At 31.0% G+C, this 12,223-nt stretch carries 10 protein-coding genes; 8 read left to right on the top strand and 2 right to left on the bottom strand.

Going from position 1 to position 12,223, the window contains the following annotated elements; genetic code table 11:
• Window position 1: 1 nt before the first annotated feature.
• A complete protein-coding gene (locus TMEL_RS03985) occupies window positions 2-466 on the bottom strand; it encodes a peroxiredoxin (protein ID WP_012056983.1) in 465 nt (154 codons plus the stop codon).
• A gap of 95 nt (window positions 467-561) precedes the next feature.
• On the opposite strand from TMEL_RS03985, the gene TMEL_RS03980 reads away from it, so the two are divergent.
• The 8 genes from TMEL_RS03980 (at window position 562) to TMEL_RS03945 (ending at window position 9,609) form a co-directional block, all read left to right on the top strand.
• On the top strand, window positions 562-933 hold the full coding sequence (locus TMEL_RS03980) for a CoA-binding protein (RefSeq protein ID WP_012056982.1): 372 nt from the start codon (window positions 562-564) through the stop codon (window positions 931-933).
• A gap of 4 nt (window positions 934-937) precedes the next feature.
• Window positions 938-2,662: a phospho-sugar mutase gene (locus TMEL_RS03975; protein WP_012056981.1), complete on the top strand. Its 1,725-nt coding sequence runs from the start codon at window positions 938-940 to the stop codon at window positions 2,660-2,662.
• Between the two features lie 38 nt (window positions 2,663-2,700).
• Entirely contained in the window at window positions 2,701-3,363 is a 663-nt protein-coding gene (locus tag TMEL_RS03970) for a Crp/Fnr family transcriptional regulator (protein ID WP_012056980.1), read from the top strand.
• A gap of 90 nt (window positions 3,364-3,453) precedes the next feature.
• Window positions 3,454-4,650: a DUF438 domain-containing protein gene (locus tag TMEL_RS03965; protein ID WP_012056979.1), complete on the top strand. Its 1,197-nt coding sequence runs from the start codon at window positions 3,454-3,456 to the stop codon at window positions 4,648-4,650.
• Between the two features lie 12 nt (window positions 4,651-4,662).
• On the top strand, window positions 4,663-6,321 hold the full coding sequence (hcp, locus tag TMEL_RS03960) for a hydroxylamine reductase (protein WP_012056978.1): 1,659 nt from the start codon (window positions 4,663-4,665) through the stop codon (window positions 6,319-6,321).
• Window positions 6,322-6,544: 223 nt separating this feature from the next.
• Window positions 6,545-7,858, top strand: a complete 1,314-nt coding sequence (locus TMEL_RS03955) for an ABC transporter substrate-binding protein (RefSeq protein WP_012056977.1) — start codon at window positions 6,545-6,547, stop codon at window positions 7,856-7,858.
• Between the two features lie 41 nt (window positions 7,859-7,899).
• Window positions 7,900-8,766: a carbohydrate ABC transporter permease gene (locus TMEL_RS03950; RefSeq protein ID WP_012056976.1), complete on the top strand. Its 867-nt coding sequence runs from the start codon at window positions 7,900-7,902 to the stop codon at window positions 8,764-8,766.
• 9 nt (window positions 8,767-8,775) lie between these two features.
• On the top strand, window positions 8,776-9,609 hold the full coding sequence (locus TMEL_RS03945; protein ID WP_012056975.1) for a carbohydrate ABC transporter permease: 834 nt from the start codon (window positions 8,776-8,778) through the stop codon (window positions 9,607-9,609).
• A 110-nt stretch (window positions 9,610-9,719) separates the two neighbouring features.
• Here the strand turns inward: TMEL_RS03945 and TMEL_RS03940 are convergent, their stop codons facing one another.
• Window positions 9,720-12,179: a sensor domain-containing protein gene (locus tag TMEL_RS03940; protein WP_012056974.1), complete on the bottom strand. Its 2,460-nt coding sequence runs from the start codon at window positions 12,177-12,179 to the stop codon at window positions 9,720-9,722.
• Between the last annotated feature and the right edge of the window lie 44 nt (window positions 12,180-12,223).

The following is a 12,223-nucleotide window of genomic DNA, read 5'->3' as shown; positions in this document are numbered from 1 at the left end:
CCTATTGTTCTAGTATTTTTTCAATTTCATCATATAGTGGTTCTTTTCCGGGATCATCCGATACCCAATCATATATAATTGTTCCATTTTCGTCTATTATGTAAACAGCCCTTTTTGAAACTGTGTAATTTTCTATTCCAATAAAATTTTTGTGTATACCGCCATATTTTTCTGAAACTTTTCCACCAAAATCTGAAAGAAGATCAAAACTCAAATGATTTTTTTCCGCAAATGCTTTATTTGAAAACGGAGAATCAACACTTATTCCAAATACTTTTGCATTTATGTTGTTAAACTTAGCTATCATATCTCTAAAAGAACACAATTCTTTTTCACATACACTGGTAAATGCACCGGGATAAAATACCAAAGCAACTTTTCCATTTAAATGCTCTGAAAGTTTTATTTTCTTTAGGTCCGTGTTTACAAGTTCAAAATCTACAAATTTATCTCCTTTTTTTAACATACACATCACTCCTTTAATTAGTTTGAACTAATTATATTATACCATAAAAAATTTAAAATTAAAAAGTGATATAATATAAATAAAGGGGTGATTTCATGAATTTGGAAAATCTCAAAAGAATAGCATTGGTTGGTGCAACAACTAACAAGGAAAAATACGGTTATATAATTCTGAAAGATCTTACGGGTAAAGGTTTTGATGTAATTCCCATAACACCGAAGTATGAGGAGATTGAAGGTATAAAAACGGTGAAATCTGTAGGTGAACTTGATAAAAATATAGATTTGATAGTTTTTGTTGTTCCACCGAAAGTAGGATTATCTGTTACAAAGGAAGCTATTGAAAATGGTTTTAGAACGTTATGGTATCAACCTGGGGCATATTCAAGTGAAATTGATACGTTTTTAAAAGAAAAAAGAATTGATGCAGTACATGATAAATGTATAATGGTAGAAACCAGGAGGTGAATGTATGAGTTACATGGATGAATACAAAAAATGGCTGGAAAGTCCTTACGTTGATGAGGAAACAAAAAAGGAGCTCTTATCGATAAAAGACAAAGAAGAAGAGATAAAGGAAAGATTTTTTAAAGATTTAGAGTTTGGAACAGCTGGTCTTCGTGGGAAGATAGGAGCTGGTACCAATAGAATGAACAAATATGTAGTTGCAAAGGCAACACAAGGGCTTGCAGATTTCATAAATTCCAAAGGAAAAGAAAGAGCAAAAATGGGAGTTGTAATTGCATATGATGTAAGACATTTCTCAAAGGATTTTGCCAAAGAAGCTGCTAGTGTGTTAGCAGGAAATGGAATCAAGGTATATCTTTTTGAGGATATAAGACCTACTCCTGAACTTTCATTTGCCGTAAGACATTTAGGTGCAACTGCCGGTATTGTTATTACCGCAAGTCACAACCCACCAGAATACAATGGATACAAAGTATATTGGGATGAGGGTTCTCAAATTTTGGATGAAGTGGCTATTCCCGTTCAGAATAATATAAAGGCATTAACTGATTTTGGAATGATAAAGAAAATGGATTTTGACGAGGCTATTGAAAAAGGATTGATCGAAATTATTGGAAAAGAGGTTGACGAAGAATATTACAAAAGGGTTTTAAGTTTGGCACTTAATGAAGATTTAGACAAAGAAGTCAAGATAGTATACACCCCTTTAAATGGTACGGGAAATATTCCCGTGAGATATGTGTTAAAGGAAAGAGGTTTTAAAAATGTATTTGTGGTAAAAGAGCAAGAACTTCCCGATCCTGATTTTAAAACGGTGGGATATCCAAATCCAGAAGATATAAAAGCGTTTGAGCTTGCGCTTTCGCTGGCCCGTGAAAAGAATGCAGATATTATTCTTGCTACTGATCCTGATTGTGATAGGCTTGCAGTTATGGTAAAGCATAATGACCAATACATAGCACTTAATGGAAACCAAACTGGTGCAGTGTTAATTCAATATATTTTATCACAAAGAAAGAAAAAAAATTTATTATCGGATAAAAGTATCATAATAAAATCAATTGTTACGGGAAATCTTGGAAAATTAGTTGCACAAGAGTATGGGGTAAATACCTTCGAAACACTTACCGGTTTTAAAAACATTTGTGGGCTTGAGAATAAGTTGGAAAAAGAGGGTTATCAGTTTGAATTTGGTTATGAAGAAAGTATAGGTTTTGTTACTGGAAACTTTGTTAGGGATAAAGATGGTGTAATTTCCGCTATGATGTTAGCAGAGGCAGCGGGATATTACAAAAAGCAGGGAAAGACTTTGGTAGATGTGCTAAATGAATTATACGAAAAGTATGGATATTATCTTGAGAATAACTTCTCTCTTATTTACGAAGGTATAGAGGGTATGGAAAAGATAAAAGGAATAATGGAGTTTTATAGAAAGAGTTTTCCAAAACAAATTGGCACATTGAAACTTTCTAAATATATAGACTATCTTGATGGAAATGTATATAACGTAAATAGAGAAGTTATAGATAAGCTAAATCAAAATCATATTCCATCTTCTAATGTGTTGAGATTTTTCTTTGAAGATGGGAGCTGGTATGCAGTGAGACCTTCTGGTACAGAACCAAAATTGAAAGTGTATATATATTCCTTTGCAATGACAAGAAAAGAGTCAGAAGAAAAATTGGATATTATAGAAGAAGAATTTAAGAATTTGATTAAAGATGTTTAAAACCTGGGAATTCCCCAGGTTTTTTTTGAGGTGATTTTATGCATCCTATTATTGATAAATTTTCAAAAATAGAAGTTTTTAAAAAGTTAAAAATAGTTGAACTTGAGGAGCTTTTCAAAAATAGAGATATTATTTTTGAGGAATATGAAGAAGGTGTATTAATAAAGTCACAAGGTGAAGTGATAGATGAGATAATGATATTAATAAATGGAAAAGTTAAAGCGGAAATGACGGATTACAACGGAAAAAGTTTGATGGTTGAGGAAATAGATGCTCCAAATTTTTTGGCGATAAATATAACATTCTCAAAAGAAGAGAAATTACCGGTGGATATTATAACCCTAAAAAAAAGTTTAGTGGCATATATGAAAAAAGATAAAGTTTTTGATCTTGCAATGAAAAATAGAGAATTTTTAAAAGCATTGGTGGAATATCTTGGTTCAAAGTTCTATTTTATTTCCCAAAAACTTTGGTTTGTTACGTTAAATTCTCTAAAAGATAAGATTTTGATTTATCTTTCTTCTAAATTTGACGGAAGAGAAGTTGTTATCCTTGATAAAACCATAGAACAACTTTCACAATTATTTGGTTCCACAAGACCAGCGCTTTCAAGAGCTTTTTCGCAACTTGAAAAGGAAGGGATAATAAAAAAAGAGGGAAATAAAGTGTATCTGCTGGATAAGGATTTTTTTGAAAAATAACCCATCCAAAAAGAGGATGGGTTATTTTTTTAGCGTAACATAAGTTACGGAAAAAATATTTTAAATTTTGTAGTATGGAGTTGAAAGGGGATGAGAAATATGAGCGAACTTTTCAATAAAAAGGAATATTTAAAAAATCTAATTTTAAGAGTTGAAAAAGGCGATGAAAAGCTAAAGGATGAATTGAAGAAAACAATAGAGAGTTTATCAGCGGAAGAAATTGCGCAGGTTGAACAAGAATTAATGGAAGAAGAAGGTTTAACTGTAGAGAAAATTCAATCTGTTTGTGACGTTCATTTGGAGCTGTTTAAAGATTATATTGATTCAGAAAAAATAGAAGTTGAAGAATGGCATCCTATAAATATTCTAATGAAGGAACATGAAAAGATCATTTCAACTTTGGAAGAGTTGAAGGAATTATCAAAAAAGTTGATTAAAAAGGAAGTTTTTGCAGATGCTATTTCAATTTTGCTTGAAGTTCAAAAGTACATTGATGAATTGCAAGATGCGGAAAAGTACTTCTTAAAGGAAGAAAATGTTTTATTTCCATATCTTGAAAAGTATGGAATTACAAAACCACCAGCGGTTATGTGGAAAGAGCACGATGAAGTAAGACAATTAAGAAAAGAACTTCTAAAGGTTAAAGAAAGCAGAGATTTTGAACATGCAAAAAAGAAATTGTATGAAATTTCACTTTATCTTTTGGAGTTTTTCCTAAAGCACGTTCATAAGGAGCATTCAGTGTTATTTCCAACATCTTTGAAATTGATTAATAAAGAGGAATGGATGGATATAAGGGAGCAGTTTGATGAAATAGGATATATTGTCAAAACAGAAGAGTTTAAAAGAAAAACTTTAAAAGAGGAAGAAGTAAAGAATGGAAAAGTGAAGTTCCCGAGTGGTGAGTTAACCATAGAAGAATTGAAATATATTTTGAATACATTGCCCGTAGATATGACATTTGTAGATAAAAACGATGAGGTTAAGTACTTTAGTGAAACAAAAGATAGGATTTTTGTGAGAAGTAGAGCAATAATTGGAAGAAAGGTTCAAAACTGTCATCCGGAAAAAAGTATTGAGATAGTAAATAAAATTTTGATGGATTTTAAATCTGGAAAAAGAGATATTGCGGATTTTTGGTTAAGGTTAGGTGAGAGATATGTATACATAAGGTATTTTGCTGTACGCAATGAAAAAGGAAAGTATTTGGGTACACTTGAAGTAACACAAGATATTAAACCCATTCAAGAGATAAAAGGAGAAAAAAGAATTTATGATGAAAAATAGGAGGTGAAAGTTATGTTTTGTTATCAATGTTCAGAAGCTTCAAAAGGAGTGGGTTGTACTACTATAGGTGTTTGTGGAAAGACTCCAGATGTAGCAAATTTACAGGATTTACTTATTTGGTTGACAAGGGGTATTTCTTACTGGGCACTTAAAGCAAAAGAATATGGTGTAAAAGACGATGAAGTAAATTTGTTTGTGGCAGAAGCTTTATTTAGTACTATTACCAACGTGAATTTTTCTGCTAAAAGAATGGTGGAGTTTATAGAGCGTGCATTTGAATTAAGGGAAAGGATAAAACATAGATTTTTGGAAGCATATGCAGAAAAAGAAGGAAAAACATTTGATGAAAAAGTACCTGAAGCAGCGGAATGGCACAAAAAAGGTGGAGTAGATCTTTACGAATTAAAAGGTATGGAAGTTGGTGTTCTTTTTGATAAAGATGAAGATATAAGATCGTTAAAGCAATTGTTAATATATGGTCTAAAAGGTATAGCTGCTTATACGGATCATGCGTATATTTTAAAACATACAAATGATGATATATTGTATTTCATACAAAAAGGTTTAGTTGAAACTTTAAGAGAAGATATAACAGTAGATGAATTAGTATCTTTGGTTTTAGAAGCTGGAAAGGTTGCTGTAGATGCTATGGCTTTACTTGATAAAGCAAACACAACGGAATTTGGAAATCCAGAAATTACAGAAGTGTACACTGGAACGTATAATACACCTGCTATTTTAGTTAGTGGACATGACCTTTTGGATTTAGAAGAACTTTTAAAGCAAACTGAAGGAACGGGAATAATGGTATATACGCATGGAGAGATGCTACCGGCTCACGCATATCCAAAATTGAAAAAATACAAACACCTTGCAGGAAACTTTGGAAGCGCGTGGTGGAAGCAATCAGAAGAATTTGAAGAATTTGGCGGGGCAATTTTAATGACAACAAATTGTTTAGTTCCTCCAAAAGAATCATACAAAGATAGGGTATTTACAACTGGTCTTGTGGGATTTGACAAGCTAACGCATATTCCAAATAGAACAGATGGAAAACCAAAAGATTTTTCACCTGTTATTAAAAAAGCACTTGAATTAGGACCAATTCCAGAAAGAAAAGGTAAGAAGATAGTTATAGGATTTGCTCATGATCAAGTGTCAAGGCTTTTGGATAAGGTAATTGATGCGGTAAAATCTGGAGCAATAAAAAAGTTTGTTGTAATGGGTGGATGTGATGGAAGACACAAAGAAAGAGAATACTATACAGAATTTGCAAAAAAACTTCCAAAAGATACTGTAATTTTAACAGCTGGTTGTGCAAAATACAGATACAATCACCTTGATTTGGGAGATATTGGAGGTATACCAAGGGTGTTAGATGCAGGTCAATGTAATGATTCTTATTCACTCGTTGTTACAGCCCTCAAGTTAAAAGAAGCTTTGGGGTTAGATGATATTAATGATTTACCAATAGTGTATAATATTGCTTGGTATGAACAAAAGGCAATTGCGGTACTTCTAGCACTGTTATATTTGGGAGTGAAAGGAATAAGACTTGGACCAGTGCTACCTGCGTTTATCTCTCCAAATGTTTTGAAAGTACTTGTTGATAAATTTAACATTGCACCTATTACAACAGTTGAAGAAGATTTAAAAGTACTTTTATCCTAAAATTAAAAGAAAAAAACAATACCCCCATCGTTGGATGGGGGTTTATTTTTCTTAATATTTTTTAATCTTTTCTAAAGATTTTTTTGTTTAAATAAAGAGGAAATAGAGGAAATAATAAGAAATATATTAATTTATTTTTATTCATCGCTTTGTATTTGTGTTTTTCTAATAAAATTAATTTTAATATAATATTAAAAGAATTTGTTTAAAAGGAGGGGAGAGCATGAAGAAGTTTTTTATTTTTTTGCTAGTTGTTTTAAGTGTGGTAAGTTTTTCAAAGGTAACCATTGAATTTTGGCATGCTATGAGTGGTTGGAGAATAGAATTACTAGAAAATATGGCAAAGGAGTTTATGGCAACGCACCCGGATATTGAGGTAAAAGTGCAGTATACAGGTTCATACAGAGATACGTTTAACAAAACGATAGCTGCGGTAAAGGCGGGAAATCCACCTCACGTTGTACAGATTTATGATATTGGAACTAGAGCAATGATAGATGGAAATATAGCAGTTCCGATAGGAGATTTAATTGAGCAAGATCCAACGATAGATCTTGGTGCATTTTTACCACAAGTGTTGAATTACTACACAGTAGGCGGAAAACTATATTCAATGCCTTTTAATTCTTCAAATGCTATATTGTTCTATAACAAAACAGCGTTTAAAGAAGCAGGGTTAGATCCTACAAAACCTCCAAGAACGTTTGATGAATTAATTGAATACAGTAGAAAATTGGTAAAGAAGGATGATAAAGGTAATATTATTAGATACGGTCTTACGTGGCCAACACATTCTTGGTTCTTTGAACAGTTAATGGCTGTACAAGATGCGCCTCTTGTTAACAATGACAATGGAAGAGGGGATAAGAGGCCAACAGAAGCAATTTTTAATAGTCAAGCGGGAAAAAATATTTTTGAACTTTTAACCAAAATGACAAAGGAAGGATTACTAATAAACACAAAGAGGGAAGATTGGAGTGGAGCAAGGCAAATTTTCTTATCGGGAAAAGCAGCAATGTTATTCTATTCAACGTCCGATGTTAAATTTATTACCGATACAGCAAGAGAAAATGGTTGGGAAGTAGGTACGGCATTCCTTCCAAAACCATCCCTATCTGTTCAAGGTGGTGTGGTAATTGGAGGAGGTTCTCTTTGGATATTGAAGAACCATCCAAAAGAAGAAATAGATGCAGCTTGGAAATTTGTTAAATGGATGACAGAACCAAAACAACAAATAAAATGGCATCTTGAAACAGGTTATTTCCCTGTAAGAAAAGATGCAGTCGAACAACTTTTGTTAGAAGGTTTTTATGCTGAAAAACCAAATTATTTAACTGCTATTTTCCAACTTTTACTTTCAAAACAAACACCTAACACAAACGGAGCAATAATAGGTGTTTTCCCAGAGACAAGGGATATTATAGAAACAGCATATGAAAAAGTTATAAATGGTGAAATGACAGTTGAAAAAGCATTAAATTGGGCGGCTTCAGAAGTTACAAAAGCCTTGAAAAAATACAATAGATTATATGAATAAAATTTAAGCCCCCATTTGGGGGCGTTTTTGGAGGTGTAATTTTGAGAAAGTTGACACCTTATTTTCTTTTAATCCCCACATTTGTGGTAATTATTCTTTTTATATATATCCCTGCTTTTAATTCCTTCAAGATGAGTTTTTTCCAAGAAACTTTTTTTGGAGACAAAAAGGTTTTTGTGGGATTTGATAATTATATTGATTTATTTACAGATAGCGAATATTATAACGTGCTAAAAAATACGTTTATATATTCATTTACAAGTGTAGGAATAACTATTTTTTTGGCGTTTTTGATTTCACAACTTTTGGTACTAAATCTTCCAGGAACAAGGATTATTAGAACCCTAATGTTTTCACCGTATGCTGTTTCACCGGCAATTTCTGCAACACTGTGGGCTATGTTGTTTACTCCAACTGCTGGTCTTTTAAGTTATTTATTTCAGATTACTTTTAATTTAGATGTTAAATGGCTTACTACAAAACCGTATGCAATGATAGCAATAATTGCGGCTACTGTATGGAAGATGCTTCCTTTTGACCTTATTTTTTACATTGCAGCACTGCAGAATATCCCCGATTCCATTTTGGAATCTTCATTAATGGATGGAGCAAATAGTTGGACAAGAATGTGGAGAATAAAGTTTCCACTTGTAACTCCAATTACTTTTTATCTTTTTATAATGAATTTTACAACTACTATGTTTTCTTCATTTGGAATTATAGATATTATGACTCGTGGAGGACCATTAAATAGTACAACAAATATGATTTATAGACTTTATTTGGATGGATTTGCTTTTCAAGATAATGGTCTTGCATCGGCAGAATCTGTTGTAATGTTTAGTGTTATGTCGGTGATTACGTATTTCTATTTTAGGTTCGTTGAAAGAAAAGTACACTATCAGTGAGGTGAAAATATGAAAATTAAAAATAAATTTACATTTATTATTTTAGAGTTACTTTTAATCTTGATAGGATTGATAATGTTTGCTCCAATTTTACTTGCTTTTTTTATGAGTTTTATGAAACCAGCAGAGGTTTTTAGTTTTCCTCCAAAGGTTTTTCCGAGTAGTTTTTATTGGCAAAATTACAAAGAAGCTTTAAAATTGGTACCTTTAGGTAGGATGCTTGTAAATTCCATAATAGTATCCGCATTTATTACTTTAGGCAAACTAATTACGGGAATTTTGGCTGGATATGCATTTGCAAATTTTTCTTTCAAGGGCAAAAAAATGGCATTTTCCACGCTTTTTATAACACTTTTTTTGCCTGCGGAAACTGTTATGATAGTACCAATGTTTTTGCTTATGAAAGCACTTGGATGGGTAAATACATACTATGCCCTTATTATTCCATTTACCGCTAGTGCAACTAACACATTTTTAATGAGGCAACATTTTAGAACTATTCCTATGGAACTTAATGATGCAGCAAGGATAGATGGTGCAACTCCTATGCAATATCTTGTAAAGGTTTTACTTCCACTTTCAAAAGCTATGATAGGCGGTGCGGCTTTGATAAATTTTGTTTATGCATGGAATATGTATCTTTGGCCACTTGTTGTGACAATGGAAGATGAAATGAAAACGGTACAGATTGGTGTAAAGATGCTTATCGATGCTGAGGCAGCAAATAATTGGGGAACGATTATGGCAGGAACAATGATAGCACTTGCACCTACACTACTTATTTTCTTTTTAATACAAAACTTATTTGTTAGAAGTCTTGTAAGTAGTGGTTTGAAAGGATAAAAAGTAACGGAAGACCAGCAAAAAAATACCTAGATAAAAGTTTTAATGTGAGTTTATGTAGATAAATACCATGTTTTTATCTGTAGAACAGGAACAGTTTAAAAAGTAATTTAACTTACAATTTTTTCAAATTCTTCCAATGACATAGGTTTTCCAAAATAGTATCCTTGGAATAATTTAAATCCAATCATAGAAAGTATTTCAAGCTGTTTTACAGTTTCTACGCCTTCTGGTATAGGGGTTAAATTGAATGTTTCACAAATACTATAAATAGCTTTTAACAAATTTGTGTTTCGTTCATTGTCGATATTTTTTATAAATTCTCTATCTATTTTTAACATGTCAAATGGTAAATTTCTTAAGTAACTTAATGAAGAATAACCAGTTCCAAAATCATCTAAACATAACTTTATTCCTTCCTTTTTTATCTTTGAAATATTTTCTTTGACTTGCTCGTCATAACTTAAAAACAGATTTTCCGTTATTTCAAAGGCAATTTTTTTAGGTGAAATATTAAATTTTTCGATTATTTTGAGATATTCATCGAAGAAGTTTTTATCTTTTAATTGTATGGGACTAATATTAACATCGATAAATTTAAGATTAGGATGCTTTTTCAAAAATTCCATTGTTTTTTCAAAAACTTGAAGTGATATTTCGTGTATTTGTCCAGAACGTTCTATGTAGTCTAAAAAATCACTAGGGGGTATTATTTTTCCTTCCTTCTCCCATCTAAGTAACATCTCTGCTCCGACTATTTCCATATTTTCTTTTGAGATAGGTTGTAAGAATGGAATGAAATCTCTGTTTTTTATTGCTTGTTTTATTTGTATTTCTTTGGTTACTTCTTTAATTACCTGTTCTTCCATTTCTTTGGAATATACTATTTCCATTTCTACATCTTTTGATTTTGAAAGTGCAAGAGTTGTTTTTCTTATTATTTCTTCTAGATCTTCGGAGTTTTTAAATAGATGTGATCCAATATAGAATTTTTGTTCGAAAGTTGATAATTTTTGCTTTATTTTTTCTATTAATTTTTTATTTTTTTGATAAGCTTTTTGTGAATCTATGTCTATATCTTTTATCAAAATCCAAAATTCGTCGTTCTGAGCTCGTGATATTATTGCATCTATTTTTTCCTCGGAAACAAAATCCATTAGTTTTGCTGCGATGTTCCTCAATAGTTCATTTCCATATTTATATCCTTTTATTGAATTTATCCACTTAAAGTCTTTTATATCTACAAAAATTAATGAATGGAAAAATATATTTGAAAGATATTTTATTTGTTTTGTAATATATGTTTTGTTGTATGTATTAGTTAAAGGGTCTTTTTCTATAAGTTTCGTTAGTTGTTCAGAGAGCGTTTTTTCTTTTGAGATGTCAGTGTAAATTGTATATATAAATACTTTATCGTCTATTTCGAATTTAATTGCTTTTATCTTTACGTATATTTCTTTTCCATCTTTAGATCTTCTAATAGTTTCGTAGGTTGCATAACCGTTTTTTAGAACTTCTAAAATTAAAAGTTTTGATTCTTGTTTTAGAAGAGGTGGTACTATAGTTTCTAAATTTTCCAGTCTTTTTAACCCAAATAATTTAGTAAATTGCTTATTACAATCAATTATTTTTCCTTTTGGTGTAATTATTGCAACCCCGTCTGGTATATTTTTGAAAAGCGTCGAAAAAAGTTTATCGGCAATGTTGTGTTTTTTTGAAAATTCCATTTCTTTTGTCACATCTCTAAAAAAGTACGCTGTTCCATCTTCAAAGGGAATTTTTTTAACCATATAGTATGACTCATTTTGAAAGATTATTTCACCTTCATCGAAGTTTTTTGAAAGAGTTTTATTCACTATATTATTAAAATCAAGTCTAATGATTTTTGAGGCAGTTTCATTTAAATCCATAACATATCCTTTTTTATCCACAAGAATTATTCCATCTGAAAGAGTCATTAATAGTTTTTGCTTTATTTCTTCCAAGCTACTTAACCAGCTTTTCCTTATTAAAACAAATTCTGATATTAAGAAAGAAAGGACAGTAAAAAAGGTAACATGCGTAGTATTAAATTTTAAAAATAGAATCTCAATAGATATGTAAACAAAGAGTATGGAAAAAATAGATACAATAACGTATTTTACGGCTTTTTTTACTTCTGCTTTTATTAAATTTCTAAAACTTGCTACTAATATGGTTATAGTATAAATCAAAAATAGTGTACCTAAAATTTTATTGTTGAACAATAGATCTACTTTTTTATTGGAAAAGAAGTTTGGTAAGATTAGAATAAAAACGGGGATGGAAATAAAGAGCCGTTTTTTTGGATTTCTCTTTTTTCCCAAAAAGTCTTCTGAAAAGGCGTAAAAAGATGGAATCAAAGTGAGGCCTATAATATCTTCAATGAGTTGGATTGGAAAAATGTTAAACCTTCTTTTTAAAACTTCAAGCAAAGAGATGATAAAAAGTATAAAAGATATATGCAAAAATGCTTTTGTTACTTTATGCAAATTTCTTTCGTAAAGATGTAAAATTAATACCAAACTTAAAAATAATGCAAAATAATCCATTTACTCCCTCCTATTAATTCAATAGAATTATATATTATTTTGAA

Origin of the sequence: Thermosipho melanesiensis BI429 (assembly GCF_000016905.1) — a bacterium.
GTDB classification, from domain to species: domain Bacteria; phylum Thermotogota; class Thermotogae; order Thermotogales; family Fervidobacteriaceae; genus Thermosipho; species Thermosipho melanesiensis.
This window is presented reverse-complemented; position numbering and strand designations above follow the sequence as displayed.

What these genes read in the sequence shown, in the direction of transcription:
- TMEL_RS03975 (WP_012056981.1), top strand. Translation starts at nt 938, where the DNA reads ATGAGTTACATGGATGAATACAAAAAATGGCTGGAAAGTCCTTACGTT.
- TMEL_RS03945 (WP_012056975.1), top strand. Translation starts at nt 8,776, where the DNA reads ATGAAAATTAAAAATAAATTTACATTTATTATTTTAGAGTTACTTTTA.
- TMEL_RS03980 (WP_012056982.1), top strand. Translation starts at nt 562, where the DNA reads ATGAATTTGGAAAATCTCAAAAGAATAGCATTGGTTGGTGCAACAACT.
- TMEL_RS03940 (WP_012056974.1), bottom strand. Translation starts at nt 12,179, where the DNA reads ATGGATTATTTTGCATTATTTTTAAGTTTGGTATTAATTTTACATCTT.
- TMEL_RS03985 (WP_012056983.1), bottom strand. Translation starts at nt 466, where the DNA reads ATGTTAAAAAAAGGAGATAAATTTGTAGATTTTGAACTTGTAAACACG.
- hcp (WP_012056978.1), top strand. Translation starts at nt 4,663, where the DNA reads ATGTTTTGTTATCAATGTTCAGAAGCTTCAAAAGGAGTGGGTTGTACT.
- TMEL_RS03970 (WP_012056980.1), top strand. Translation starts at nt 2,701, where the DNA reads ATGCATCCTATTATTGATAAATTTTCAAAAATAGAAGTTTTTAAAAAG.
- TMEL_RS03965 (WP_012056979.1), top strand. Translation starts at nt 3,454, where the DNA reads ATGAGAAATATGAGCGAACTTTTCAATAAAAAGGAATATTTAAAAAAT.
- TMEL_RS03955 (WP_012056977.1), top strand. Translation starts at nt 6,545, where the DNA reads ATGAAGAAGTTTTTTATTTTTTTGCTAGTTGTTTTAAGTGTGGTAAGT.